This is a genomic window from Blastomonas sp. CCH9-A1 (genome assembly GCF_001557175.1).
Taxonomy (GTDB): Bacteria; Pseudomonadota; Alphaproteobacteria; order Sphingomonadales; family Sphingomonadaceae; genus Blastomonas; species Blastomonas delafieldii_A.
Genome location: NZ_LSHM01000066.1, coordinates 60,686 through 85,226, shown reverse-complemented (window position 1 = coordinate 85,226; position 24,541 = coordinate 60,686). Strand labels below are relative to the sequence as shown.

26 protein-coding genes are annotated in these 24,541 nt (G+C 64.9%); 14 read left to right on the top strand and 12 right to left on the bottom strand.

Features of this window, described 5'->3' with window-relative positions:
* The first annotated feature begins 98 nt into the window (after positions 1-98).
* Both AX725_RS21585 and AX725_RS17610 read left to right on the top strand, forming a co-directional pair.
* Positions 99-974 (top strand): DNA/RNA non-specific endonuclease, encoded by an 876-nt coding sequence (locus AX725_RS21585; RefSeq protein WP_230962353.1) that lies wholly within the window; start codon positions 99-101, stop codon positions 972-974.
* Complete coding sequence (locus AX725_RS17610; protein ID WP_060979752.1) at positions 974-1,387, top strand: hypothetical protein; 414 nt, start codon at positions 974-976, stop codon at positions 1,385-1,387. Before AX725_RS21585 ends, AX725_RS17610 begins: the two co-directional genes overlap by 1 nt.
* Before the next feature lie 136 nt (positions 1,388-1,523).
* Here the strand turns inward: AX725_RS17610 and mmsB are convergent, their stop codons facing one another.
* The 3 genes from mmsB to AX725_RS17595 are packed head-to-tail and all read right to left on the bottom strand — an operon-like array spanning position 1,524 to position 4,322.
* On the bottom strand, positions 1,524-2,399 hold the full coding sequence (gene mmsB, locus AX725_RS17605) for a 3-hydroxyisobutyrate dehydrogenase (RefSeq protein WP_060979751.1): 876 nt from the start codon (positions 2,397-2,399) through the stop codon (positions 1,524-1,526).
* A 29-nt stretch (positions 2,400-2,428) separates the two neighbouring features.
* Positions 2,429-2,806, bottom strand: a complete 378-nt coding sequence (locus tag AX725_RS17600; protein ID WP_060979750.1) for a VOC family protein — start codon at positions 2,804-2,806, stop codon at positions 2,429-2,431.
* A 16-nt stretch (positions 2,807-2,822) separates the two neighbouring features.
* Positions 2,823-4,322, bottom strand: a complete 1,500-nt coding sequence (locus AX725_RS17595) for a CoA-acylating methylmalonate-semialdehyde dehydrogenase (protein WP_060979749.1) — start codon at positions 4,320-4,322, stop codon at positions 2,823-2,825.
* Positions 4,323-4,441: 119 nt separating this feature from the next.
* On the opposite strand from AX725_RS17595, the gene AX725_RS17590 reads away from it, so the two are divergent.
* On the top strand, positions 4,442-5,335 hold the full coding sequence (locus tag AX725_RS17590) for a LysR family transcriptional regulator (protein WP_060979748.1): 894 nt from the start codon (positions 4,442-4,444) through the stop codon (positions 5,333-5,335).
* A 670-nt stretch (positions 5,336-6,005) separates the two neighbouring features.
* Here AX725_RS17590 and AX725_RS17580 read toward each other — a convergent pair.
* On the bottom strand, positions 6,006-7,127 hold the full coding sequence (locus AX725_RS17580; RefSeq protein ID WP_060979567.1) for a zinc-binding dehydrogenase: 1,122 nt from the start codon (positions 7,125-7,127) through the stop codon (positions 6,006-6,008).
* A gap of 62 nt (positions 7,128-7,189) precedes the next feature.
* Positions 7,190-8,731 carry a M20/M25/M40 family metallo-hydrolase gene (locus AX725_RS17575; protein WP_231729270.1) on the bottom strand — a complete coding sequence of 514 codons (1,542 nt, stop codon included), beginning with the start codon at positions 8,729-8,731 and terminating at the stop codon, positions 7,190-7,192.
* Between the two features lie 149 nt (positions 8,732-8,880).
* Between AX725_RS17575 and AX725_RS17570 the strand changes: the two genes are divergently transcribed.
* Positions 8,881-9,303 carry a hypothetical protein gene (locus AX725_RS17570; RefSeq protein ID WP_067512717.1) on the top strand — a complete coding sequence of 141 codons (423 nt, stop codon included), beginning with the start codon at positions 8,881-8,883 and terminating at the stop codon, positions 9,301-9,303.
* Here AX725_RS17570 and AX725_RS17565 read toward each other — a convergent pair whose 3' ends face one another.
* Positions 9,304-9,582: a hypothetical protein gene (locus tag AX725_RS17565; RefSeq protein ID WP_066043802.1), complete on the bottom strand. Its 279-nt coding sequence runs from the start codon at positions 9,580-9,582 to the stop codon at positions 9,304-9,306.
* 216 nt (positions 9,583-9,798) lie between these two features.
* On the opposite strand from AX725_RS17565, the gene AX725_RS17560 reads away from it, so the two are divergent.
* The 3 genes from AX725_RS17560 to AX725_RS17550 all read left to right on the top strand — a co-directional run bounded on the left by AX725_RS17560 (position 9,799) and on the right by AX725_RS17550 (position 11,348).
* On the top strand, positions 9,799-10,713 hold the full coding sequence (locus AX725_RS17560) for an SPFH domain-containing protein (protein ID WP_060977551.1): 915 nt from the start codon (positions 9,799-9,801) through the stop codon (positions 10,711-10,713).
* 8 nt (positions 10,714-10,721) lie between these two features.
* A complete protein-coding gene (locus AX725_RS17555) occupies positions 10,722-10,922 on the top strand; it encodes a type II toxin-antitoxin system antitoxin (protein ID WP_060977552.1) in 201 nt (66 codons plus the stop codon).
* A gap of 159 nt (positions 10,923-11,081) precedes the next feature.
* Complete coding sequence (locus AX725_RS17550; protein WP_060977553.1) at positions 11,082-11,348, top strand: hypothetical protein; 267 nt, start codon at positions 11,082-11,084, stop codon at positions 11,346-11,348.
* A gap of 27 nt (positions 11,349-11,375) precedes the next feature.
* On the opposite strand, the gene AX725_RS17545 is transcribed toward AX725_RS17550, so the two are convergent.
* The gene (locus AX725_RS17545) at positions 11,376-11,969 is read right to left on the bottom strand and encodes a nitroreductase family protein (RefSeq protein WP_060977554.1); all 594 of its coding nucleotides are present in this window, start codon (positions 11,967-11,969) and stop codon (positions 11,376-11,378) included.
* Positions 11,970-12,123: 154 nt separating this feature from the next.
* Here AX725_RS17545 and AX725_RS17540 point away from each other — a divergent pair, with 154 nt between their 5' ends.
* The 6 genes from AX725_RS17540 (at position 12,124) to AX725_RS17515 (ending at position 20,746) form a co-directional block, all read left to right on the top strand.
* Positions 12,124-13,707, top strand: a complete 1,584-nt coding sequence (locus tag AX725_RS17540; protein ID WP_060977555.1) for a peptide MFS transporter — start codon at positions 12,124-12,126, stop codon at positions 13,705-13,707.
* A gap of 43 nt (positions 13,708-13,750) precedes the next feature.
* Entirely contained in the window at positions 13,751-15,169 is a 1,419-nt protein-coding gene (locus AX725_RS17535; protein WP_060977556.1) for an amidohydrolase, read from the top strand.
* Positions 15,166-16,476 (top strand): amidohydrolase family protein, encoded by a 1,311-nt coding sequence (locus AX725_RS17530; RefSeq protein WP_060977557.1) that lies wholly within the window; start codon positions 15,166-15,168, stop codon positions 16,474-16,476. Before AX725_RS17535 ends, AX725_RS17530 begins: the two co-directional genes overlap by 4 nt.
* Before the next feature lie 60 nt (positions 16,477-16,536).
* On the top strand, positions 16,537-17,217 hold the full coding sequence (locus AX725_RS17525) for an NnrU family protein (RefSeq protein WP_060977558.1): 681 nt from the start codon (positions 16,537-16,539) through the stop codon (positions 17,215-17,217).
* 47 nt (positions 17,218-17,264) lie between these two features.
* Positions 17,265-19,673: a ligase-associated DNA damage response DEXH box helicase gene (locus tag AX725_RS17520; RefSeq protein WP_060977559.1), complete on the top strand. Its 2,409-nt coding sequence runs from the start codon at positions 17,265-17,267 to the stop codon at positions 19,671-19,673.
* 80 nt (positions 19,674-19,753) lie between these two features.
* On the top strand, positions 19,754-20,746 hold the full coding sequence (locus AX725_RS17515) for a retroviral-like aspartic protease family protein (protein ID WP_060977560.1): 993 nt from the start codon (positions 19,754-19,756) through the stop codon (positions 20,744-20,746).
* A gap of 3 nt (positions 20,747-20,749) precedes the next feature.
* Here the strand turns inward: AX725_RS17515 and AX725_RS17510 are convergent, their stop codons facing one another.
* Both AX725_RS17510 and AX725_RS17505 read right to left on the bottom strand, forming a co-directional pair.
* Positions 20,750-21,406, bottom strand: a complete 657-nt coding sequence (locus AX725_RS17510) for a thermonuclease family protein (protein WP_208597839.1) — start codon at positions 21,404-21,406, stop codon at positions 20,750-20,752.
* Positions 21,407-21,461: 55 nt separating this feature from the next.
* Positions 21,462-21,824: a DMT family protein gene (locus tag AX725_RS17505; protein ID WP_060977561.1), complete on the bottom strand. Its 363-nt coding sequence runs from the start codon at positions 21,822-21,824 to the stop codon at positions 21,462-21,464.
* Between the two features lie 156 nt (positions 21,825-21,980).
* On the opposite strand from AX725_RS17505, the gene AX725_RS17500 reads away from it, so the two are divergent.
* On the top strand, positions 21,981-22,238 hold the full coding sequence (locus AX725_RS17500; RefSeq protein WP_066117062.1) for a hypothetical protein: 258 nt from the start codon (positions 21,981-21,983) through the stop codon (positions 22,236-22,238).
* Positions 22,239-22,244: 6 nt separating this feature from the next.
* On the opposite strand, the gene AX725_RS17495 is transcribed toward AX725_RS17500, so the two are convergent.
* The 3 genes from AX725_RS17495 to hemB are packed head-to-tail and all read right to left on the bottom strand — an operon-like array spanning position 22,245 to position 24,330.
* A complete protein-coding gene (locus tag AX725_RS17495) occupies positions 22,245-22,751 on the bottom strand; it encodes a PAS domain-containing protein (RefSeq protein WP_060977563.1) in 507 nt (168 codons plus the stop codon).
* A 9-nt stretch (positions 22,752-22,760) separates the two neighbouring features.
* The gene (locus AX725_RS17490; RefSeq protein WP_060977564.1) at positions 22,761-23,312 is read right to left on the bottom strand and encodes a gamma carbonic anhydrase family protein; all 552 of its coding nucleotides are present in this window, start codon (positions 23,310-23,312) and stop codon (positions 22,761-22,763) included.
* Between the two features lie 4 nt (positions 23,313-23,316).
* Positions 23,317-24,330 (bottom strand): porphobilinogen synthase, encoded by a 1,014-nt coding sequence (gene hemB / locus AX725_RS17485; RefSeq protein WP_060977565.1) that lies wholly within the window; start codon positions 24,328-24,330, stop codon positions 23,317-23,319.
* Positions 24,331-24,541 lie beyond the last annotated feature (211 nt).

Here is a 24,541-nt window from a genome sequence, read left to right as displayed (position 1 = left end):
ATCATCATCTGAAGCGGAGCAGGTCAGGGCAGATTCTCGTTTGACTTGTTGGAAAATGTTGCTGATATGTTCTTGCCGATTTTCCTTTCGGGAGCGGCATGATGCGTGGTGGCGGACAATTTTTGCAGAGCGGTTTTGCATTGTGGTTGCGAACAGGCCGCTGGTCTGATCCCAATTCACCTAATGCTATCGAGTGCAAGTTCAATCCTTGGCACGACCCTGATGACGGTCGTTTTACGTTCTCAGGCACGGGCCGACATTATGGCTCAAGCAGTGAGGAACGCTCTCCAGTCAACCGTCGGTCAGCACGGCGCAAATCACCACCACTGCGCGTTGATGTTCCGGGACAGCCGCCACAGAGGCGGACGGCGCAGGGCTTTGGCGGAGGTGGCTCGACGGGCTCCTTTCGATCTTCTTCTGTTGGCCCCAAGCGCGAACTGAGGGCGCAGCAGCAATCTTCCTCCAGCGCAGCACCTGCTATTGCAGATAATGTACTGCGTGAGTCGTCAGGCTTGAACGACCAAGCACGTGCGACATTGCCGTTCAAGCGAGTGGCAAAGACGGTCATTCGCCACGGCTATCGGTTCGAAATTGACGATTTGGGTCGAACTTGGAAGGTCGAAGGCACGATTATCGAAGACCAGCACCAACGTCGGTCGAAACAATCCCAGTTGCAAGCGGGAGGCAAGTATCGGCTTCCAACGGATGATGGCGGACACTTTATCGCGAGGCGATTCAAGGGACCGATGGAAGCCTTCAATCACTTCGCGCAGGATGCCGAATTCAACCGGAACACCTATGCCAGGATGGAAAATCAATGGGCAAGCGCGCGTCGAAAGGGTGAGAAGGTGACCGTCAAGATCGTCCCTGTTTACAAGGGTCAATCGCGCCGACCCGCCAGCTTGAACATTTGGTTCACGATCGGATCGAAGCAGCACAGTTTGAATATGCCCAATCAACGAGGAACAAAGTGATGCTTGATCTCGCCCGAAAATCGGAGATTCTCAGCGAGATCGCTGAGACCCTTGCCTCCGAGACCGAGTTCAGCTCAAACGGCCTTCTTTTGGTCGCTGCTGTCGATCGAGGCTTTTTGAGTCTTTCGCTGTTCTCGGATCGTGGACGGGATGTGGAATACCGGCACGTCGACTACGACCGCTATGCCACCTTGCTGAACGACTTATGGGCAATGGAGCCGCTGAGCAAAAGGTGGGAGGAGGTCGAAATCTACCTAAAAGCAGGGCAATTCAAGGTGAAGTTTGTCTACCAGGAGGATTTTGATCCCGATGAACTCGACACGGAACGGCGACATGCCACGGCGACCGACTATTTCGGTGGCAAGCCGATAAAATATCCCGGCCTGGATGGGCGGGATGGCTGGGTAATGTGATCATCTAGCAGCGCACTCATAAGTGCCCAGCTCCGCTGCTTTGACCTTTCACTCTGCAGCCAGAGCATCGCCATGAAGTCGAGGGCTCGCCTGACCAACTGCCAGCTATAGACGACGCTGAAGCAAGACGGGGTTGCTATTCCAGCGCCGTGATGATCGCGCTGAAGTCCAGCCCCTGCGCATCCGCCTCCACGAACGCCGCATAGATCGCCTCAGCCCGTTCGCCCATAGGCACGCGCGCGCCGCTGGCCTTCGCGGCATCGAGCGCCAGGCGCATGTCCTTGAGCATCAGTGAGGCGGCGAAGCCTCCGGCATAGCCATTGTCGGCGGGGCTCGCGGGGCCGACGCCGGGGACGGGGCAATAGCTCGTCATTGACCAGCTCTGGCCCGAGGCCTTGGACGAGATGTCGTAGAAGGTCTGGAGGTCGAGCCCGAGCTTCTTCGCCAGCATGAAAGTCTCGCAGGTCGCGGCCATGGTCGCGCCCAGCAGCATGTTGTTGCAGATCTTCGCCGCCTGGCCTGCGCCATTGTCGCCGGCATGGATCACCGCCTTGCCCATATCGGCGAGGATGGACTCGGCGCGGGCAAAGGCGTCCGCGCTGCCGCCGACCATGAAGGTGAGCGTGCCGCCATTGGCCGCTGCAATGCCGCCCGAGACCGGCGCATCGACCGCCTCGAGCCCGCGCGTCTTGGCCGCGCTCGCGACCTCGCGCGCGGTGTCGACATCGATCGTCGAGCAATCGATCAGCAGCGTGCCGGGCTTTGCCGCGCCGAACACGGTCTCGTTGTACACGCTGGCGACATGCTTGCCAGCGGGCAGCATGGTGACGACGACATCCGCCTCGCTTACCGCCTGCACCGGATCGGACACCGGATGGCATCCCGCCGCCCCCGCACGCGCCAGCGCCTCGCCCGAAAGGTCGAAGGCGATGACCTTGTGCCCCGCTTTGGCGAGGTTCGCCGCCATGCCGCCGCCCATATTGCCCAGGCCGATAAATCCGATTGTGCTCATGTTGTTGCTCCGCTCTCCGTCTGCGCGTCTCAGCGCGCTTCGATCAAATCCCACCGGTTGCCGTACAGATCGGCAAACACCGCGACCTTGCCATAGGCTTCCTGGCGCGGCGCTTCGGCAAAGGCCACGCCCGCCGCGACCATGCGCGCATGATCGGCGTCGAAATCCCCCGTGTGGACGAAATAGGCCACGCGCCCGCCCGCTGCCTTGCCGACCGCCGCCAGTTGTGCCTCCGACGTCGCGCGGGCGAGCAACAACTGCCCGCCCCCATCGCCGGCGACGCGCACCCAGCGCTTGCCGCCGCCCAGATCGCTGTCCTCGATCACCCGCCAGCCCAGCGCCTGGCCGAACCAGGCAATGGCCTCGTCATAATCGCGGACGAGATAGGCGCTATAGGCGAGATGCATGCGACCGGCCTCGGGCTCAACCCATGGTCGGAATGACGAATGCGTTGCCGCCGTCCACCGCGCCGTCGGGCCAGCGAGCGGTGACCGTCTTGATCTTGGTCCAGAACTTGACGCCTTCCATGCCGTGCTGGTTGGTGTCGCCGAACGCGCTGCGCTTCCAGCCGCCGAAGGTGTGATAGGCCACCGGCACCGGAATCGGCACGTTGATGCCGACCATGCCGACGTTGACCCGCCCGGCGAATTCGCGCGCGGCATGGCCGTTGCGGGTGAAGATGGCGACGCCGTTGCCGTACTGGTGCTTGCTGGGCAGCGACACGGCTTCCTCGAAATCCTTCGCGCGGACGATCTGCAGCACCGGGCCGAAAATCTCTTCCTTGTAGCTTTCCATATCGGTGGTGACGCGGTCGAACAGCGTTGGGCCAACGAAAAAGCCGTTCTCATGCCCCTGCAGCGTGAAGCCGCGGCCATCGACGACCAGCTCGCCGCCCTCGTCGATACAGGTCTGGATCCAGCCTTCGACCTTGGCCTTGTGCGCGGCGGTGACGACCGGGCCGTAATCGGCATCGGGATCGGACGAGACGCCGAGGCGCAGCTGCTCGATCGCGGGGATCAGCTTGGCGCGCAGGCGATCGGCGGTCTCGTCGCCCACGGGGACGACCACGGGCAGCGCCATGCAGCGCTCGCCCGCCGAACCGAAGGCCGCGCCCGCAAGATCCTTGACCACCTGGTCGAGATCCGCATCGGGCATGACGATGCCGTGGTTCTTCGCGCCGCCCATCGCCTGGACGCGCTTTCCGGCAGCGACGCCGCGCTGGTAGAGATAATGCGCGACATCGGACGATCCGACGAACGATACGCCCGCAATGGCCGGGTGATCGAGGATGGCGTCGACCATTTCCTTGTCGCCATGCACGACCTGAAGGATGCCATCGGGCAGGCCCGCTTCGCTCATCAGCTCGGCCAGGCGCACCGGCACCGAGGGGTCGCGCTCGCTGGGCTTGAGGATGAACGCGTTGCCCGTCGCGATCGCGGGGCCGAACATCCACATCGGGATCATCGCGGGGAAGTTGAACGGGGTGATGCCTGCGCCGATGCCGATCGGCAGGCGCATCGAATAGACGTCGATGCCCGGACCCGCGCCGTGCGTATATTCGCCCTTCACCGCATGCGGGATGCCGCAGCAGAATTCGATGACCTCGAGCCCGCGCTGGATATCGCCCTTGGCGTCGGCATGCACCTTGCCATGCTCGCTGGAGAGCAAAGCGGCGAGCTCGTCGATATTGGCCTCGACCAGTTCCTTGAACTTGAACATCACGCGCGCGCGGCGCTGCGGGTTGGTCGCGGCCCAGGCGGGTTGGGCTGCGAGTGCGGCATCGACCGCGGCGTCGAGAACGGCGGCGCTGCCGAGATCGACCTTGGCCTGCACCGTCCCGCTATTGGGATCGAAAATGTCGGACTGGCGGGTGCTGGCGGGCGCGGTAACGCCGCTGGCCAGGCGATGGGTGACGGTGCGCATCGATGCTCTCCTATGGGTGCTTGTCGCTTGTGGGCCGCAATAGCCTCTGGCATTCCTGCATGCAATTGCGTAAAAACGTCACACGAAGCTGCATAAATGCCATGATTTGGAGCGGGTGAATGAACTGGGACGATCTGCGCATCTTCCTGATGCTGGCGCGCGCAGGCTCCGTGGCGGAAGCAGCGCGGCGGCTGGAGATCGACCCGACCACGGTGGCGCGGCGGCTGCAACGGCTTTCGGGCGACCTGCAATCAACCCTTTTCGAGGCGAGCGGCAAGGGCATTGCGCTCACCGAACATGGGGCCAAGCTGCTGCATTATGCCGAAGGGGCGGAACAGGCGCTGGTCGACGCACGCACCGAACTGACCGGCGAGCAGACGGTGTTTGCAGGAACCATCCGGGTCAGTGTCGCCGAAGGCTTTGCCGCGTGGATCATTGCCCACAACCTCGCGAGCTTCCACCGCCAGCACCCCGCGATCCGCATCGAGCTCGTCGCGACCAACGGCTTCCTCAACCCCAGCAAACGCGAGGCGGACCTGGCGATCATGCTCTCGCGCCCGACCGCGGGGCCATTGAAGGTGCGCAAGCTGGTCGACTATCAGCTCGGCGTCTATGCCGACCGCGACTATCTCGCCGCCGCCGGGCCGATCCAGAGCGTCGAGGACCTGCGCCGCCACCCGTTGATCGGTTATATCCCCGATTTCATCTACGCCGACGAGCTGCGCTATCTCGACGAGATCGGCCCCGGGCTGGAACCGGTGCTGACCAGCTCGAGCATCAACGTCCAGCACAGCCTGATCGCCTCGGGCGCGGGCGTGGGCATATTGCCGTGCTTTATCGGCGAACAGAATGCGCGGCTGGAACGCGTGCTGGCGGGCAGCGTGGCGATCCACCGCAGCTTCTGGCTGGTCGTCCACCGCGACATGCGCAAGCTCGCGCGGGTCGATGCGTTCATCCGCTGGCTCGACGCGCTGGCGGAACGGATCGCGCCGGTGATGGGGGAGGATGGATAAGCCCTCGCGCCCCACGCCCCTCTCTCCCCTCGCGGGAGAGATACGAAGGCTTGCGAGCGCAGCTCGCTAGCCGCAGTTGAGAGGTGTCAACGCAAGCCCCCCTCCCAACCCTCCCCCCTGAAGGGGAGAGGGCTATCCAGCACCAAGCCTAACCACCTCCGCTCATCCTGAGCAGCGGGCGCAGCCCGCGTCGTCGAAGGACCCGCGCCCACGCTGGCCATATAGCGGGGCCTTCGACAGGCTCAGGCTGAGCGGAGGTAGTTGCTACCAAGATCGTGATGGCACGCAATTGCCCACTCACCAAGCATTGTAGATGCCCATTGGCCTGCTATTCATGCCAAAATGAAAATCTCATCCAAGCGAACCGTTGCAAGTCTCCGTTGGATGGCGGCCTATCTATGGTCGGTGCCATTGGCCTTGATGATCTCGGATGTTCTGGACTGGTCATATGATGGCGGTCCCGGCTGGTGGCTTGTCGCCGGATGGACTGCGCCCGTGGTGTTCGTTGCTTCTTGGTTTCGCCCGGTGGTTTCAGAACCAGCCATTGTAAGTATCTATTTTATCGTTGTGATAGCTTTCACCGCGTATACAGCGTCGCTCGCGAGCGTCACAACCGAGCACGAAATCAATAGCTAGCGCTCGCGCGCAACTGTCATTGCAGCCTTGCCCCTCAAGGCACCACCACCTGCCGGATCGCCGTCCCGCTCGCGAGCTCATCGAACAGCGCGTTGATCTCTGACAGCGGGCTCACCGAACTCAGCAGCTTTTCCACCGGCATGCGTCCGGCGCGCCAGAGGGCGATGTAGCGGGGTATGTCGCGCGAGGGGATGGCGTTGCCCATATAGCTGCCCATCAGCGTCTTGCCGTCGCCGACCAGCGAGACGGCGGGGATCGAAAGCATGTCCGCCGGGTTGGGCAGGCCGACGGTGACGATCCGTCCGCCGCGCCGCGCGAGGCCATAGGCCTTGGCGAGCACCGGGGCCTTGCCGACGGTCTCGATCACCAGATCGGGCTTGCGGCCCAGCGCCGCGACCACCGCGTCCTCTCCATCTTCCGGAGGCACGGCGGCGAGCGCGCCGAGTTCGAGCGCCAGCGCGCGCTTCTCCGGCACCGGGTCGATCGCCACCACCGGGTTCGCGCCGCCCGCGATCGCCGCCATCAGCGCGGCAAGGCCGACGCCGCCCAGGCCATAGACGACCACGCTTTCGCCCGCGCGCAGATTTCCACCGTTGAGCACCGCGCCCGCGCCGGTCAGCACCGCACAGCCGAACAGGGCGGCGATCTCGACCGGAATGTCGCTGTCGATCTTCACCGCCGAGCGCCGGTCGACCACCGCATGCGTCGCGAAGGCCGAGGAGCCGAGATGATGCTGCACCGCGTGACCATTCTCGGACAGGCGCCGCTCACCGCTCAGCAGCGTGCCCGCGCCGTTCGCCGCCGCGCCATTGCCGCACAGATAGCCCTCGCCCGAATGGCAACTGGGGCAATAACCGCACAGGGGCAGGAAGCTCAACACCACCCGGTCGCCAGGGGCGAAATGCTTGGCGGCAATGCTGCCAGGTTCCAGCACCGTCGCCACCGCCTCATGCCCCAAAGCCATCGGCATCGGGCGCGGGCGGTCGCCGTTGATGACGCTGAGGTCGCTATGACACAAGCCGGCGGCCTCGATCTTGACCAGCATCTCGTCCGGCCCCGGCGGGGCGAGGTCGATTTCTGCGAGGCGCAGCGGACGGGTTTGCGCATAGGGGCCCTTGTGGCCGATGCGGTCGAGAATGGTCGCGGTGATCTTCATGATGACCACCTCATGCCGCCTCGCCCGCCCGCCCGCAAGCGCCGCGCTGCGCGCCCGCCCGCCTAGCGGACAGACGCGAGCTGATACATGATCTCCGCATAGCCAAGCGTCGCTTCGGTAATCCCGGCGACCTTGGGATTGGTCGATTCCACCACATAATATTCGTCCGGGGCGTGCGCACCGCTGCCATGGCCGATGCCGAAATGCCCGGCGGGGATGCTCACCGGCGGTGCGGTGAACACAGCCCCCGGCCAGGAACCTGCTAGCCTGGGGTTGAGGTTCGCCTTGACGCCGAGCTTCGCATAGGCGGCCAGCTCCGCCTTGATCAGCCGGCTGTCCTCGGCGACCTCGGTCGGGTCATAGCCGCCCGAAACATTGGCCTCGATATCCGTAAACCCGTTCTTGTCGAGATGCGCGCGCAGCTTCTGCTCCGCCTCGGCGCGGGTCTGGTTGGGCACGAGCCGGAAGTCCATCTTGGCGACCGCGCGGCCGGGCAGCACGGTCTTGCCACCGGGGCCGGTATAGCCCGCGACCAGCCCCTCGATATTCGCGGTGGGCTCCTGCGCCAACCGCACCAGCGCCTGGTCGAAGGGCAGGTTGTCGATCCAGTGGGTGACGCCAAACGCCTGCTTCATCTGCGCCTCGTCCATGCCCTTGGCGGCTTCGGCGATCAGCGCCTTTTCGCGGGTCGTGAGCGGCCTGACATTGTCGCTCCACCCGCCGATCGCGACATTGTTGCCATCGGGCGTCACCAGGGTCTGCAGCGCCTGGACCAGCCGCCAGGTCGGCGAATCGACCATCGCCTTGTAGCTCGAATGGATGTCGCCCTTGGGGCCCCTGCCCCATTTCGCGCCGCTCGCGACCAGCTCGAGCTCGATCACGCCCTTGGAGCCCAGATTGACCTGCACCTCGCCATTCGCGCCCTGCCAGCTTGCCGGGATGAAGATGCCCTCGCACCGCTTCAGTGCGGCGAGCACATCGGGCCGCGTCGCGATCTGCTTGAAGTTCGGCGATCCGATCTCCTCCTCGCCCTCGCACAGCAGCACGAGGTTGACCGGCGGTTTGACGCCCGCCTTTTTCATCGCGTGCAGCGTGGCGAGGAAGGTCGCTTCCGGCCCCTTCTGGTTGACCGCGCCGCGCCCCATGATCGCCTTGCCCCAGCCGGGCTTGTCGACGATCCGCGCTTCGAGCGGCGGCGAGGACCATTCCGCCGGATCGAACTGCTTGACGTCGTACATGAAATAGATGCCGAGCGTGCGCTTCGCCCCATTGTCCATCACCCCGAACACGCCGGGATAGCCGTCGGACGGCACGGTGGTGACGCCTGTAAAGCCCGCGGATTTGGCGAGGTCAGCCATATAGGCCGCACCCTCGGCCATGTTGAGATCCTCCGCCGCGATCGAGGGCAGCCGAATCCAGTCCTGGATGCGTTTGATGTCGGCGTCGCGGTTGCTTTCCGCCGCCTTGCGGATGCGCGCCATCTCGCTCTCTGCCGCTGCCAGCGCCGCGCCGCCCCCGCCGGTCAATGCCATGCCGGAGCCAAGCAGCGCAGCGGAGCGCAACATCGCGCGACGGTCGGGATGGCGGACAGGCGTATCGGACATGGCATGGCCCCTATGACAGGATGATATCGCCCGACACGCTGGACCAGACGCTCGCGCCTGGCAAGCCGTAACATGATGTAAAGGACTTGTGGTCAAAGCCTTGATTCAGCAGCGCCTTTTTGGTGCTGCTCTTTGGGGGCGATTCGGTCATGGCCAGCCAGAACTTTGTGCATCAGCATGGCGAATTGCTGGCTCAGGCCGACGCGATCCTGTCGGCTGTGTCTGCCGGGACGGAAGCCGCGCTGCGCGACCTGCCGACGCTGCGGCTGGGCTTTTCGCGGCTGGTGAACAGCCATTGCAGCGTGGAAATCCGCATGGTCAACACCCGCGCAGCGCAGATGGACAAGGATGCCGAAAAGACGCAGCTCATCCGCCGTTTTCATGATGAGCTGCTGATGTGGCGTGGCGATCTGATGGATTGCAACGCCAATTGGCCGCAGCGCAAGGTGGCCGAGGACCGCGCCGGCTTTATCGCTGCGTTTCGGGGCCTCGCCGAACGGCTGAAGGCGCGCGTACGCTGGGAGGAGCAGGTCTTCTATCCGGCGATCTTCGCCACGCCCGGCAAGCGCTGATCACTCCACCCAGGCGGTGCGGCTGCGGGTGACGTGAAACAGCGGCTGCATCGGCTGCGCGGCGACATCGGCAAGCGGGATCGCCGTCGCACAGCTTGCACATTCTGCGCTCATCCGTCCGACATGCCAGTGCTTGCCACCGCAACCCGGGCAGTGGTTGACATCGCCCGCGTGATAGAGCGGCATGAAGCCGCGTTCGGCAATGCGGCGCGCAAAGCTGTGTCCCGCTGCCAGCATATGGGCGGGGTCGAAAGCGGGGCGGGCATAGTGCATCGTCATGGCTTTGATCCTTTGTCGGTCCCATGCCTTACGCATGGACGGCAGAACGGTTTCCTGTTGCGGCGGACCGTTCGTCGCTTTGATACCCCTCCCCTTCGCCACACGCTGTGACGGACGGCATGATCCAGCTGAACGGTGCACAACGAATCCGGCTTGCGCCCGATAACATTTGATATAATTATGATATCATGATTATCGAATCGGAGGGCGTTTCAGATGCAGCAGAATTCTTCTTTTGACGGCTCGTCGGGCGGCGGTGCCATGGTCGCCAGCACCGAAAGCGCGGCCAGCACGTTCAACGGCTATGTGTTCCTTCTGCTCATGCTGGTTTCCATGCTGCTACCGGTACTGGGTGTCGGAATGGCAAAGAGTGGCAACATGCTGGGACTGGTGCTGGCGGGGGTGAGCGCGTTCGCCTTTCTGTTCATCATTGCGGGCTTCTACATGCTCAACCCCAACGAGGCGGCGGCGATCCAGCTGTTCGGCAGCTACAAGGGCACCGATCGCAACACCGGGCTGCGCTGGCGCTGGCCGTGGCTCAGCCGCAAGAAGATCTCGGTGCGCGTGCACAACGTCACCTCGGAAAAGGTCAAGGTGAACGACCTGCGCGGCAACCCGGTCGAGATCGCGACCAATGTCGTCTGGCGCGTGTCGGACACCGCGAAAGCCCTGTTCGATGTCGAGAACTATCAGGAATTCGTCGACATCCAGATCGAGAGCGCGGTCCGCGTCATCGGCGCGCGCTATCCCTATGACGATTTCAATGCCGATGAGGTGACGCTGCGCGGCGATGCCGAGGAGGTCAGCCACGAACTGGAAAAGCAACTGCAGGAGCGTGTCGGCACGGCGGGCGTGCAGATCGATGAATGCCGCCTGACGCACCTCGCCTATGCGCCCGAGATCGCCCAGTCGATGCTGCGGCGCCAGCAGGCCGAGGCGGTGATCGCGGCACGATCGCGGCTGGTCGAGGGCGCGGTGACGATGGTCGAGCATGCGCTGGCGATGCTCAGCGAAAAGAACGTCGTTCACCTCGACGACGAGCGCAAGGCGGCGATGGTATCGAACCTGATGGTGGTGCTGTGCGGCGAGCGCGACACCCAGCCGGTGGTCAATGCCGGGTCGCTCTATTGACCTGAGACATGCCGAACCCGCCGCCCAAGAAATCCTTCGCGCTGCGCCTCGATCCGTCGCTCCACGCGGCGATCGAGCGCGCAGCCGCACAGGAATTGCGCAGCGTGAATGCCGAGATCGAGATTCTGCTGCGCGAGGCGCTGGCCCGGCGCGGCATCAAGCTCGCTCCGCCTGAGCAGCGCCCCAGGGGGCGGCCACCGAAGGAATAGGCGAATCTGGCCGCACGCTGGCTGTGCGGGAACCATCGTTCGCTATTGTGGCTTGGCCGTGCTAGGCTCGCTGCATCCGATAACCTGGATCGCCGATAACGCGCGCAACCGCGCGCGCTGCTGCCTGATCGTCTGGAAGTCCGACGAGGAAAGCACGCCATGCGCATGACCGAAAAATTCTGCCGCGAGCAGGAAAGCCTGCAGATCGCCAAGGCCGCTGCCGAGCCGCTCAAGAACCGTCAGGGCATCGCGCTCGATGCGGCCAAGGCCTGGAATGCAGCGGCCAAGATCGCGCACAAGCATGAGGCGGGGCAGCAGCCGCTCGACAGGGTCGATGCGATGATCGTCCGCGAATTTGCTGAGGAAGATGCGGCTAGTCTGGCGAGCGAGGACGCAGAGGCGACTGCCGTTCCTGCGCTGCACTGATCATGCGCTGGGCCCGGCGTCGGAAAATCAGCCAGCGCCAGGCACCCACGCGCTCAGCACCGTATCCAGTTCAGGCCGGGGCCGCTCTTCCAGCGCCTGCCCTGCGGTGCCGATGAACACGAAGCCCGCGATCTGCTCGGGCGCTGACCCGAACAGGTCGCGCACGGCATCGCTGTAACTCGGCCAGCCGGTGATCCAGCCGCCGACAAAGCCGTGCGCGTGGATGGCGTGGAGCAGGTTCATCACGAACGCCCCTGCCGAAAGCTGCTGTTCCCAAAGCGGAATCTTGCTCGATTCGCGCGGGCAATAGAGCACCACCAGCAGCTCCGGGGCCTGGCGCGCGAACGTCTCCATCGCCTCGATCTCCAGCCGCCCAGCCTCGGGCTTTTCCGCACGATAGGCGGCTGTCAGGAGCGCGGCGAACGCATCGCGCTGATCCGCGCCCACATGCACCACGCGCCAGGGGTTCAGCTTGCCGTGGTCGGGCGTGCGCAGCGCAGTGGCGACGATCTCGCGCATCTGCGCGGCATCGGGGCCGGGCGCGATCATGTCGCGCGGGCGGCCCGAGCGGCGGCTGGCGAGATAGCGGGGCAGTGAGCTGAGGTCGTTGAATTCGGTCACGCAAGGGCTCCGGCGGCGGGGGCGAACGTCACAGTCTGGTAACAACTGCAACAAGGCGCTTCACAGCCGCGCATTTTTGTCTAGGTTGCGGCCCACGCTATGGACGGCCAGGGGGCGGGCCGCCAACAGAAAAATCGACGGGAGATATGCGATAATGGCCAGCGGTTATGCCGTGAGCGGCGATTCCAAGGGCACTTTCCTGGGCCATCCCAAGGGCCTGTACGTGCTGTTCTTCGCAGAAATGTGGGAACGCTTTTCCTATTACGGCATGCGCGCGCTGCTGATCTTCTACCTCACCAAGCACTGGCTGTTTTCGGATTCGCAATCGGGCGTCATCTATGGCGCCTATACCGCTTTGGTCTACATCACCCCCGTGCTGGGCGGCTATCTGGCCGACCGCTATCTCGGCCAGCGCAAGGCGGTAACCTATGGCGCGATCCTGCTGACCTTCGGCCATCTGCTGATGGGCTTCGAAGGCACAGGCGGACAGGACCCCGCTGCCCTCACCGTCTTCTGGCTGGCACTCGCCTTCATCATCGTGGGCTCCGGCTTCCTCAAGGCCAATATCTCGGTGATCGTCGGTCAGCTCTATCCGCGCACCGACGTGCGCCGCGACAGTGCCTATACCATCTTCTACATGGGCATTAATCTGGGCGCGGCGCTGGGTTCGCTGGCCTGCGGCTATCTCGGCGAAACCTATGGCTGGTCCTATGGCTTTGGCGCGGCAGGCGTCGGCATGGCGCTGGGCCTGGTCGTGTTCATCCTGGGCAAGCCTCTGCTGTGCGGCCGGGGCGAAGCGCCAGATGCGGTGGCGCTGACCAAGCCGGTCCTCGGCATCAAGCTCGAATGGCTGCTTTATCTCATCGGCGTCGCCGCCGTGCTCGGCATCTGGGTGCTGATCCAGTATCAGGAACTGGTCGGCTGGCTGCTGCTCGCATCAGGTGCAATTCTGGTCGGCTATGTGCTGCTGACCGCCGTCACCAAGCTTCCGCGCGAAGACCGCGACCGCATCTTCGCGGCGATGTTCCTGATCCTCGGCTCGGTGCTGTTCTGGGCGCTGTTCGAACAGGCCGGGTCCTCGCTCAACCTCTATACCGACCGCTATGTCGATCGCGGCGGGGTAGCGGCATCGATCTTCCAGTCGATCAATGCGATCTACATCGTGCTGCTCGCCCCGATTTTCGCGGCCCTTTGGACCTGGCTGGGTCGGAAGGGTCTAGAGCCCAGCGCCCCCGCCAAGTTCGGCCTGGCGATGATCCAGCTCGGCGCGGGTTTCCTCGTGCTCGTCGCCGGTGCCGCTGCGGCGGGAGCAGGCGTGCCGACCCCGGTGCTGTTCATCTTCCTCATCTACCTGCTCCACACCATGGGTGAGCTTTGCCTGTCGCCGGTGGGCCTCAGCGCGATGAACCGGCTGGCACCGGCGCATATGGCCTCGCTCATCATGGGCACCTGGTTCTTCGCTTCGGCCTCGGGCAATTTCGCCGCCGGCCTGATCGCGGCTGCGACGGGCTCGGAAAAGGCGAGCGGTGAAGGCGCGGGCCAGCAGACGGTGCTCGACGTCTATTCGCAGATCGGCTGGATCGCGATTGCCGTGGGCGTCGGCGTGCTCGTCATAGCGCCGCTGATCAAGAAGCTGATGCACCTCGACACGCTCAAGGATGCCGAACCGCTGGCGGGCGAGGACGAACTCGCCGAGAACCAGGCGGCAGGCGTGCATCCGGCGACGCGCGGTGCCTGATCACAACGACAAAACCACTTCCGAACTGCGACAGGGAAAACACATGCGATACGGGTATCTCGCGCCTCTGGCGGCCATGGCGGTCGTCGGCTGCGCCAACACGACAGGTTCCGAAGGCCCCTCCTCCGCCAGCGCGAGCGCACCCAAGGCCGAGAAGGTGAGCATCAACGAAAACCCCTATCCCAGCACCTACAAGCCCTATCCGGGCGTGGCCACCGCGATCCGCAACGTCACCATCTTCGATGGCGAAGGCGGGCAGATCGACAATGGCGTCGTGTTCTTCACCGACGGCAAGATCACCGCAGTCGGCGATGCCAACACCCCGATCCCAGCGGACATCGTGGTGATCGACGGGCGCGGCAAGTTCGTGACGCCGGGCATTATCGACATTCACAGCCATCTGGGCGACTATCCCTCGCCGGGCGTTTCGGCGCATTCGGACGGCAACGAGGCGACCAGCCCGGTCACCGCCGATGTCTGGGCCGAACACAGCGTCTGGCCGCAGGACCCCGGTTTCAGCCGCGCACTGGCCAATGGCGGCGTCACCAGTCTGCAGATCCTGCCCGGTTCGGCCAATCTGTTCGGCGGGCGTTCGGTGACGCTCAAGAATGTCCCTGCGCGCACCATGCAGGCGATGAAATTCCCCGATGCGCCCTATGGCCTGAAAATGGCGTGCGGCGAAAATCCCAAGCGCGTCTATGGCAGCCGCAACCAGAAGCCCGCCAGCCGCATGGGCAACCTTGCGGTCAATCGCCAGACCTGGGCGCGCGCGGCCGAGTACAAGGCGCGCTGGGACGAGTATGAGAAAAAGGGCGGCACGCCCCCTGCCCGCGACATCGGCATGGATACGCTGAAAGCGGCGCTGGAAGGCAAGATCCAGATCCACAACCACTGCTATCGCGCGGATGAGATGGCCATCGTCATCGATATGGCCAAGGAGTTCGGCTACAAGGTTTCCACCTTCCACCACGCTGTCGAGAGCTACAAGATCGCCGACCTGCTGCGCGAGAACAATATCTGTTCCGCCGTCTGGGCCGACTGGTGGGGCTTCAAGATGGAATCCTATGACGGCATTCCCGAAAATGCCGCGATCATCCAGAATGCCGGTGCCTGCACCATCATCCATTCGGACGATCAGGACCAGATCCAGCGGCTGAACCAGGAAGCCGCCAAGGCGCTCGGTGACGGCCGCCGGATGGGCTTCAACATTTCGGACGCCACCGCGATCCGCTGGCTGACCTACAACCCCGCCATGGCGATGGGCATTGCCGACAGGACAGGCAGCCTCAAGCCCGGCAAGATGGCCGATGTCGTGCTGTGGAACGCCAATCCGCTGTCGGTCTATGCCCGGCCCGAAAAGGTCTGGGTCGATGGCGCGCTGCTCTATGATGCCAATGATCCCAAGCGCCGTCCGGTGAGCGATTTCGAGCTGGGCCAGCCGGGTGAGGGAGACACGAAATGATCAAGGCTCTCTTTGCAACGAGCGTAGCCGCAGCCGCACTGCTCGCCTCTCCGCTCGCCGCGCAGACCGTCGCCATTACCGGCGGCAAGGTCGTGATCGGGGACGGCAGCGCGCCGATCGAGGGCGGCACCGTGGTGCTGCGCGATGGCAAGGTCGTCGCCGCCGGTTCCGGCGTCGCCGTGCCTGCCGGAGCGCAGGTCGTCGATGCCTCAGGCCGCTGGGTGACGCCCGGCCTGTTCGCGGGCTTCAGCCGTCTGGGCCTGGTCGAGGTCGAGGCGGTCAACGAGACCAATGATTCGAGTGCAAGCCGGGGCGAATTCTCCGCTGCGATCGATGTCACCCCCGCGATCAACCCCAAGGTCAGCGCGGTTGCTGTCAACCGCGCCGCCGGCATCACCCGCGCGGTGGTCGCCCCTATCGCCCCGGCCGCGATCTTCGCCGGTATGGGCGCGGTGATCGATCTGGGCGATGACTACAACGCCGTGACCAAGGGACGCGCCTTCCAGTTCGTCGAACTCGGCGAGACGGGTTCGGCCAAGGCGGGCGGCAGCCGCGCCTCGGCGTTTCTCGAATTCCGCAATGCGCTGATCGAGGCACGCGCGCTTGCCAACGGCCAGCGCGGGGTGCCTGCGCATCCGCACGATGCGCTGCTCAACCGCCAGGATGCCGCCGCGCTCGTGCCGGTGGTCAATGGCGAGATGCGGCTGCTGGTGCATGTCGAGCGCGCCGCCGATATCCTCAACGTGCTGAAACTGCGCGAGGAATTCCCGGCGCTCAAGCTGGTGCTCGCAGGCGTGTCGGAAGGCTGGCTGGTCGCGAACCAGATCGCGGCTGCGGGCGTTCCCGTCATCGCCTCGGCACTCAACGACCTGCCGTCCGAGTTCGAGAAGACCGCCGCCACCCAATCGAATATCGGCCGGATGAAGCGTGCGGGCGTCACCGTTTCGATCGGCATGATCAACGACAATGACGCGCACCGGCTGCATTATTCGCCGCAATATGCGGGCAATCTCGTCGCCCTCCAGCGCGTGCCGGGCGCGAGCGGCCTCACCTGGGACCAGGCGTTCGCCGCGATCTCGTCGGGCCCTGCCCAGGCGCTGGGGATCGACGCGATGCTCGGCAGCCTCAAGCCGGGGCGCGCGGGCGATGTCGTGATCTGGGATGGCGATCCGCTCGAGCTTTCGAGCGCGCCCGTTTCGGTGATGATCGATGGCGTTCAGCAGCCGCTCGACAACCGCCAGGCGCGGCTGCGCGATCGCTATCGCACCCCGCAGGAAGGGGCTTTGCCCAAGGCATACGATCGCTAAGATGCGGTGAACGGAGGATTCGCTGCGGCGATCCTCCTGTCACGCAGGGGACGGGCGGCGATGCAGGACTACGCGATGCTGTTGGCGGGGGCGGTCGGCTTTGTCGGCAGCCATTTCGCGATGTCACATCCCTTGCGCGCCGGGCTGGTCCGGAGGCTGGGGGACAAGGGCTTCCAGATCGCCTATACTTTGGTGTCGTTCGCCACTTTGTTCCTGATGGTTGAAGGCTTCCAGCGCGCGCCAGTCGCCGCGCCGTTCTGGCCAGCGAACGACCTGCTCTGGGCGGTCGCGACGCTGCTGATGCTGATCTCCGCGATCTTGTTTGTGGGATCGCTGATCGGCAATCCGGCGCTGCCTGTGCCCGAGGCGGCGGCCAAGCGCATCGCGGTCAAGGATCCGCACGGCGTGTTCCGTATCACCCGCCACCCGATGATGTGGGGCTTCGCGCTCTGGGGCGTGGCGCATATCCTGATCGCGCCCAGGATCGATACCTTGATCCTGTGCGGCGCGATCATCACGCTCGCGCTGGTCGGCGCGAAGCTGCAGGACGGCAAGAAATTCGTGCTGATGGGCGATGCCTGGCTGCACTGGCAATCGCGCACCAGTTTCGTCCCCTTCGGGCGCGGGTTCGCCTTTCCCGGATGGGCGGCGCTGATCGGCGGGATCGTGCTGTGGCTCGCCGCGCAATGGGCGCATATGCCGCTTGGCGTCGGTGCGGCGGGAATCTTCCGCTGGCTGTGACGCCCCTGCCCCTTTAGCGCGGCGCTGCCACCCCCTATATCGCCGCCATGGCGCTGCCCGAGATCATCACCGACTGGTTTGCCGAGCGCGGCTGGTCGCCCCGGCGGCACCAGCTCGAAATGCTCGATCAGGCCGATGCCGGTCGCCACGCGCTGCTCGTCGCCTCCACCGGCGCAGGCAAGACGCTCGCCGGGTTCCTGCCCACCCTGCGCGACTTTGCCGACGGTGGCGCACATGACGGGCTGCACACGCTCTATATCTCGCCGCTGAAAGCCCTTGCTCACGACGTACAGCGCAACCTGCTGACGCCGGTGCAGGACATGGGGCTCAACGTCCGTATCGAGACGCGCAGCGGCGACACGCCGTCGGACCGAAAGGCCCGCCAGCGCGCCCGCCCGCCGCACATCCTGCTCACCACGCCGGAATCGCTGAGCCTGCTGCTCTCCTATCCGGAAAGCGCGGAGATGTTCGGGAGCCTCAAGACCGTGATCATCGACGAGGTGCACGCCTTTGCCGCGTCGAAGCGCGGCGACCTTCTCAGCCTCTCGCTCTCCCGGCTTCAGGCGCTCGCCCCCGAGATGCGGCGCGTGGCGCTGTCGGCGACAGTCGCCGATGCCGACAGCTACCGCGCCTGGCTTGCCCCGCATGGCGATATCGATGCGGTGGCTTTGGTCGAGGGCGAGCCGGGCGCAGACCCCGACCTGTCGATCCTGATCACCGACGATCGCGTCCCCTGGGCGGGGCATAGCGCCCATTATGCGGTGCCGCAGGTGCTCGAGGAGATCGAGCGCAACCAGACAACTTTGGTCTTCTGCAACACGCGGTTTCTGGCCGAATTCATCTTCCAGAAGCTATGGGAGCTGAACGAGAAGCACCTGCCGATCGGCATCCATCACGGCTCGCTCTCGGTCGAGGCGCGGCGCAAGGTCGAAGGCGCGATGGCGCGCGGCGAGCTGCGCGCGCTGGTCGCCACCGCCAGCCTCGATCTCGGCGTGGATTGGGGCAATGTCGATTGCGTGATCCAGATGGGCGCGCCCAAGGGCTCGTCGCGCCTGCTGCAGCGCATCGGCCGCGCCAACCACCGGCTCGACTGCCCCTCCAAGGCGATCCTGGTCCCCGGCAACCGCTTCGAATATCTGGAAGCGCAGGCGGCGTTCGATGCGGTCAACGAGGGCCAGCGCGACGGTGAGAGCTTCCGCCCCGGCGGGCTCGATGTGCTCGCGCAGCATATATTGGGCCTGGCCTGTGCCGGGCCGTTCCACGAAGACGCCTTGTGCGCCGAGGTGCAGTCCGCGCTGCCCTATAGTGCGCTCACCCGCGAGGCGTTTCTGCGCGTGCTGGGGTTCGTCGAGAATGGCGGCTATTCGCTGCGCGCCTATGACAAGTTCAAGCGGCTGGTGCGCGAGAAGGACGGCACCTGGCGACTGGCGCACCCGAAGTTCGCGCAGGCCTATCGGCTCAACGCGGGCATTATCGTCGACACGCCGATGCTCGACGTCCGCTTCAAGAATGGACGATCGCTGGGCCGGGTGGAGGAGGATTTCGCCGCGCAGCTCGCGCCCGGCGACACATTCGTCTTCGCGGGCATGGGGCTGGAGGTCGAGCGGATCAAGGATCTCGACCTGATCGTCAAGGCATCGGCCAAGGCGACGCAGATCCCAAGTTACAATGGCGCGCGCATGCCGCTGACCACGCATCTGTCGTCGCGGGTGCGCGAATTCCTCACCGACCGCGCGGGCTGGGCGCGCTTTCCCGATGACGTGCGCGAATGGCTGGAAATGCAGGACTGGCGCTCGGCCATGCCCGAGCCCGACCAGCTGCTGGTCGAGACCTTTCCGCACCATGGCCGCGAATACATGGTCTGCTATCCGTTCGAGGGCTGGAACGCGCACCAGTCGCTGGGCATGCTGCTCACCCGGCGGATGGAGGATCGCGGGCTGCAGCCGATGGGCTTCGTCGCCAACGACTATGCGCTCGCCGTCTGGGGCCTCAAGCGCGTTACCGACCCCGCCGACCTGTTTTCCGCCGATATTCTCGCCGACGAGTTCACCGAATGGGTCGAAAGCTCGTACCTGCTCAAGCGCGCCTTTCGCGAGGTCGCGATCATCAGCGGGCTGGTCGAGCGCCAGCATCCCGGCAAGAAGAAGACCGGGCGGCAGGTCACCTTCTCGACCGACCTGATCTACGACGTGCTGCGCAAATATGAGCCCGACCATGTCCTGCTTGAAGCCGCCTGGGCCGATGCACGCGCGCGGATGACCGATATCGGGCGGCTGGGCGATCTGCTCGACCGCGCGGCGGGCACGATGCTGCATGTCGAGCTGGAGCGCGTCAGCCCGCTGGCGGTGCCGGTGCTGGTGATGATCGGCCGCGAGAGCGTCGCGCAGGGATCTACCGACGACGCGCTGCTCACCGAGGCGGAATCGCTCGCCGCCACCGCGATGCGCGCGGACTGATTGCCAGCCGATGCGGCGACGTGTTACATCCTGAGGACAAACGGAAACCGCGGCGATCGCGGTGTGAGAGGATCAGGCAGATGCTGTATCGCGCGCTGTCCGGTGCGTTGACCCTGTACGCGGCGCTTTGCGCCGCACCCGGCGCGATCGCGCAGGATGCACTGCCCGAGAGCGGCTTTGCCAATACCACGGTCGGGGCGCTGACCGATGCCGACCGCCTGACCCAGGAAGCCGAACGGATCGCGCTTGCCCGCGACCGCGCCAGCCGCATGACCGTGCCGGTGAGCATCGACGGGCGCGGGCCGTTCAAGTTCATGATCGACACAGGGTCGGAGCGCACCGTGGTGTCGAGCGACATCGCCTCGGTGCTGTCGCTGGAAATGGCCGAGATCGCGCGGCTGGTCAGCATCGCGGGCAGCAAGATGGTGCAGACCGTGTACCTGCCCGAGGTAACCCTGGGCCGCCGCAATTATGGCGAGCTCGTCGCGCCGATGCTGGAGGCGCACCATATCGGCGCGGACGGCATTCTCGGACTCGATGGCTTGCAGGACCAGCGCATCCTATTCGATTTCCTGGAAAATGCGATCACGATCGAGGACATTACCGAACGCCCCCGGGTCAGCGATTTCGAGATCGTGGTGAGCGCGCGGCGCAAGTCGGGCCAGCTGATCTTCACCGACGCGACGTTGGGCGGCAAGCGGATCAGCGTGGTCATCGATACGGGCGCGCAATCGAATATCGGCAATCTGGCGCTGCTCAAGCGGCTGGGCGCATCGCATAAGCTGAGCGAGCAGCAGGCAACGCTGACCTCGGTGACCGGGCAGACGATCATGGCCGATGCAGGCCTTGCGCAGGATTTCCGCATCGGTCGTGCGCAGTTCGATTATGTGCCGATCGTCTTTGCCGATGCCGACGCGTTTCGCGAGCTGGGGCTCGACAAGACGCCGGCGCTGCTCTTGGGCATGAGCACGCTGCGCCAGTTCAACCGGATGATGATCGATTTCAAGCAGCGCCGGGTGCTGTTCGACATGCCCGAGGCTGCGCGGATCAGGCCCGATCGCGCGCGGATCTGACGGTCAGCACCAGTTCGGCTTGCCGCCGCCATACCAGACGGCCAGCCCTTCGCCGACCAGCGTTTCGCCCAGGCTTGTGCCGCCGCGCGTGACGCGGAACAGCGCGCGGCCATAACGGTCGGTCGCGCGGTCCGCCGGCTCCAATGCGATCGGCCCCGCGTTCAGCAGCTGCTGCATGCGCTGCTTGGCGCGCTGGCCGAGCTGAAATTCGGCATCGCAGCGTGGCGACGAGATTTCGGGCGTGTCGATATCGGCGACGCGGATTTTCTGCCCCTCCAGCCAGAAGGTGTCGCCATCGACGATGCAGGTATAGCGCGCACCGCCGGCACAGGATGCAAAGCGGAAGGAGCCCCCGCGACCCGGGACCGAGGCAGCAGATCCGGTCGCTGCGATCGGTGCGGGCGGACCTTCCTGCGCCTCTAACAGCTGACGATGCTGGCGCGAGACGGCCCAGGGGTCCGACCACGCCGTCGGCGCGGCAGCGGACGGGACCATCGTCGTCTCGGGCCAGAGCCACGCGTTGAGGTTCCATCCCGCCAGAAGCGCCAGAAGGATGGCGAGCGTCGATATGCGGGCTTCGGTCGCGCGGCTGACGACCCGGTTATGGCGGGTTCGCCGAGAGCCGGGCTGAGAGCGAAAGGCATGGGATCGACGCGCCATCGCCCGAATGTGGAGGCGCGCGGTAAATCAAAGCTTACCTGTGCGACGAAGCGCATCATTTTCCGACGAACAGAAAGCCCACCCCCGCCATGATGCAGGCAAAGGCCGCGAAATACCGCCAATTGAGTGCCTCGCCGAGCACCGTGACCATGAAGACACCGAAAACCGTCAGCGCCAGCGCCTCCTGCACCACCTTCAATTGCCCCGGCGTCCAGCCATGCGCGAAGCCGATGCGGTTGGCGGGCACGGCGAAGCAATATTCGACCAGCGCGATGCCCCAGCTGGTCAGGATCACCCAGAACAAAGGCCGCGACGCGGCGGCAGCGGGGCCTCCTTTCAGGTGCCAATACCAGGCCGTGGTCATGAAGATGTTCGAGATGGTGAGCAGCACCAGGGTAGGGGCAATCTGGCTGGGCATGATGGGCTTTCAGGGGATGCGGGAGGGCCGAAACGCGTCCTGGGAGGTAAAGATAAGATAAATCTGTCGTCAACGCCTGCTTAACCTTTGACGGCAGGACGCGCTTAACCAGCGGACTCCCAAATCATGATCAACACCAGATAAATGGGGGTCAGTATGTCACCGGACAGTCTGTTCATTTCGTTCCTGTCGATCTCGCTCGCATCGGTCTTCATGGCTCTGGTCATCGGGACACGCGGCGACGAAATCCGCCGGATCGCCGCCGCGATCGGCGAGGAAGGCGGCGGATTCACCCGGCGCAAGGCGACGCGCATCGCCGCTGTCGAGCGCAAGACCGCGATTGCCGACGAGGCCATGATGGCGCGCGCACGCGGCGAGCGCTTCGTCCCGCCGCGCGACTATCGCGGTCGCTGAGACCGGTCAGCCCACCGGCGGCTCGGCAGGGCCCAGATCGATGATGAAGCCCAGCACGCCGGTGATGGCACCGTCCTTGTCATGACGGCAGGCGCCGCGCACCAGAATGGTGCGCATCTCGCCGGCCTCATTGCGCAGCCGGGCGCGAAAATCGATATTTTCGCCATGGTCGAGCGCGCGCTGCACCGCCCGCCGCACCTTGGCCCGGTCATCGGGGTGATAGGCCAGAATCGCTTCGGACATCGGTGGCTCGCCCTGGCTGCGATCGCGCGCGTAGATGGCGAACACCTCGTCCGACCAAGCCAGCGACGTGTCTGACCATTCATAATGCCAGTTGCCGATCCGGCCGACCGATAATGCATGATCGAGCGCCTGAGCGACGCTGCCTGGAGCCTCGCGACCGGCCTCCAGCTGCCATTGCGCCCGGCGCAACCGCCGCAGCAGCTCGAGCGCGGCCAGCGTTGCCACCAGCGCGCACAGCCAGGGCAGATGCTCGATCAGGGTGACGCTCATCGAAACGCGCTATTGCTCGCTGCAGGCTGCCTTGTGCGCCCTGGCATTCTCGACATAATGCGCGACGCCCATGCGCATGCCCATGATCGCGGGCTCAGGCAGATCGCGCATGTATTGCGCGGGCCGCCCGCCCCAGAGCTGGCCCGAGGGCATGGACTTGCCCGGTGTCAGCATCGCGCCGGCCGCCAGCATCGCATCGCCGCCGATGCGGCAGCCGTCCATCACGATAGCCCCTAGCCCGACAAAGGCCCGATCCTCCAGGATGCAGCCATGCACCATCGCCATATGGCCGATCAGCACGTCCTCGCCGATGATCGTCGGGAAGCCCTCCGGAGCGCCTGGGCGCGGGCTGTCGCAATGGATCACGCTGCCGTCCTGCACATTGGTGCGCGCGCCGATGACGATGCGGTTCACGTCGGCGCGGATCACGCAATTGTACCAGATGCTGGCGTCTGGCCCGATCTCGACATCGCCGATGATGCGGCAGCCGGGGGCGATGAACGCGCTGTCGTGGATGCGCGGGGTCTTGCCGTGCAGGCTGATGATCGAAACATCGTTCATGCGCTCAACCCCTGGCCAGCAGGCGCGCGGCATGCGCGGCGTGATAGGTCAGCACCCCGCTGCACCCGGCACGGCGGAAGGCGAGCAGGCTTTCCAGCACCACCGCATCGCGGTCGCCCGCGCCCGCCGCCACCAGCGCCTCGATCATCGCATATTCGCCCGAGACCATATAGGCATAGACCGGCACGCCGAACGCCTGTTTCACCCGCGAGACGATGTCCAGATAGGGCATGCCGGGCTTGACCATCACGCTGTCTGCACCCTCGGCAATGTCCATCGCGACCTCGCGCAGCGCCTCGTCGCTGTTCGCTGGGTCCATCTGATAGCCCTTCTTGTTGCCCTTCAGCAGCCCGGAGGAGCCGACGGCATCGCGGAACGGGCCGTAAAAGGCGCTCGCATATTTGGCGGCATAGCTCATGATCTGGACATTGTGATGCCCGTCCGATTCCAGCGCATCACGAATCGCGCCGATGCGCCCGTCCATCATGTCCGACGGTGCGATGATATCGGCACCGGCCCGCGCCTGGTTGAGCGACTGGCCGACCAGTATCTCTACCGTCGCATCGTTGAGCACATAGCCTTGCGCATCGATCAGCCCGTCCTGACCATGCGCGGTATAGGGGTCGAGCGCGACATCGGTGAGCACGCCGATCGAATCGCCCAGCGCATCCTTGATCGCGCGGATCGCGCGGCACATCAGATTGTCGGGGTTGAGCGCTTCTGCGCCATCGTCGCTGCGCCGGTCGGCTTGCGTATTGGGGAACAGCGCGAGGCACGGAATGCCCAGATCCACCGCCTCGCGCGCGCGCTCGACAATGCCGTCGACCGACCAGCGCGACACGCCGGGCAGCGAGGCGATCGGCTCTTCCGTTCCCTGCCCCTCGGTCACGAACAGCGGCCAGATCAGGTTGGCAGGCGACAGGCTGTTCTCGCGCACCATATCGCGGCTCCACGCGGTGGCACGCGCGCGGCGCAGGCGGGTGGCGGGATAGGCGGAGGCGACAGGTGTAAAGCTCATGGAACGGTCTTAGCGAGTGGGTGCGCCAAGGGGAAGCGGTGTTGGATGCGGCGCCTGGGACACCACTCTCGCCTTTCTCGCGCTCCCCTCCCTGGTTAGGGAGGGGATAGGGGTGGGTCGTTTGCGCCAACGACAGTTCTGTAATGGCTTTTACCCACCCCCTGCCCCTCCCTTTCAGGGAGGGGAGTCCTGGTGGATTCCTCCAGACTCC

Excerpts from the sequence above, each read along its gene's own strand:
- AX725_RS21585 (WP_230962353.1), top strand. The coding sequence starts at position 99 with ATGATGCGTGGTGGCGGACAATTTTTGCAGAGCGGTTTTGCATTGTGG.
- AX725_RS17610 (WP_060979752.1), top strand. The coding sequence starts at position 974 with ATGCTTGATCTCGCCCGAAAATCGGAGATTCTCAGCGAGATCGCTGAG.
- mmsB (WP_060979751.1), bottom strand. The coding sequence starts at position 2,399 with ATGAGCACAATCGGATTTATCGGCCTGGGCAATATGGGCGGCGGCATG.
- AX725_RS17600 (WP_060979750.1), bottom strand. The coding sequence starts at position 2,806 with ATGCATCTCGCCTATAGCGCCTATCTCGTCCGCGATTATGACGAGGCC.
- AX725_RS17595 (WP_060979749.1), bottom strand. The coding sequence starts at position 4,322 with ATGCGCACCGTCACCCATCGCCTGGCCAGCGGCGTTACCGCGCCCGCC.
- AX725_RS17590 (WP_060979748.1), top strand. The coding sequence starts at position 4,442 with ATGAACTGGGACGATCTGCGCATCTTCCTGATGCTGGCGCGCGCAGGC.
- AX725_RS17580 (WP_060979567.1), bottom strand. The coding sequence starts at position 7,127 with ATGAAGATCACCGCGACCATTCTCGACCGCATCGGCCACAAGGGCCCC.
- AX725_RS17575 (WP_231729270.1), bottom strand. The coding sequence starts at position 8,731 with ATGTCCGATACGCCTGTCCGCCATCCCGACCGTCGCGCGATGTTGCGC.
- AX725_RS17570 (WP_067512717.1), top strand. The coding sequence starts at position 8,881 with ATGGCCAGCCAGAACTTTGTGCATCAGCATGGCGAATTGCTGGCTCAG.
- AX725_RS17565 (WP_066043802.1), bottom strand. The coding sequence starts at position 9,582 with ATGACGATGCACTATGCCCGCCCCGCTTTCGACCCCGCCCATATGCTG.
- AX725_RS17560 (WP_060977551.1), top strand. The coding sequence starts at position 9,799 with ATGCAGCAGAATTCTTCTTTTGACGGCTCGTCGGGCGGCGGTGCCATG.
- AX725_RS17555 (WP_060977552.1), top strand. The coding sequence starts at position 10,722 with ATGCCGAACCCGCCGCCCAAGAAATCCTTCGCGCTGCGCCTCGATCCG.
- AX725_RS17550 (WP_060977553.1), top strand. The coding sequence starts at position 11,082 with ATGCGCATGACCGAAAAATTCTGCCGCGAGCAGGAAAGCCTGCAGATC.
- AX725_RS17540 (WP_060977555.1), top strand. The coding sequence starts at position 12,124 with ATGGCCAGCGGTTATGCCGTGAGCGGCGATTCCAAGGGCACTTTCCTG.
- AX725_RS17535 (WP_060977556.1), top strand. The coding sequence starts at position 13,751 with ATGCGATACGGGTATCTCGCGCCTCTGGCGGCCATGGCGGTCGTCGGC.
- AX725_RS17530 (WP_060977557.1), top strand. The coding sequence starts at position 15,166 with ATGATCAAGGCTCTCTTTGCAACGAGCGTAGCCGCAGCCGCACTGCTC.
- AX725_RS17525 (WP_060977558.1), top strand. The coding sequence starts at position 16,537 with ATGCAGGACTACGCGATGCTGTTGGCGGGGGCGGTCGGCTTTGTCGGC.
- AX725_RS17520 (WP_060977559.1), top strand. The coding sequence starts at position 17,265 with ATGGCGCTGCCCGAGATCATCACCGACTGGTTTGCCGAGCGCGGCTGG.
- AX725_RS17515 (WP_060977560.1), top strand. The coding sequence starts at position 19,754 with ATGCTGTATCGCGCGCTGTCCGGTGCGTTGACCCTGTACGCGGCGCTT.
- AX725_RS17510 (WP_208597839.1), bottom strand. The coding sequence starts at position 21,406 with ATGGCGCGTCGATCCCATGCCTTTCGCTCTCAGCCCGGCTCTCGGCGA.
- AX725_RS17505 (WP_060977561.1), bottom strand. The coding sequence starts at position 21,824 with ATGCCCAGCCAGATTGCCCCTACCCTGGTGCTGCTCACCATCTCGAAC.
- AX725_RS17500 (WP_066117062.1), top strand. The coding sequence starts at position 21,981 with ATGTCACCGGACAGTCTGTTCATTTCGTTCCTGTCGATCTCGCTCGCA.
- AX725_RS17495 (WP_060977563.1), bottom strand. The coding sequence starts at position 22,751 with ATGAGCGTCACCCTGATCGAGCATCTGCCCTGGCTGTGCGCGCTGGTG.
- AX725_RS17490 (WP_060977564.1), bottom strand. The coding sequence starts at position 23,312 with ATGAACGATGTTTCGATCATCAGCCTGCACGGCAAGACCCCGCGCATC.
- hemB (WP_060977565.1), bottom strand. The coding sequence starts at position 24,330 with ATGAGCTTTACACCTGTCGCCTCCGCCTATCCCGCCACCCGCCTGCGC.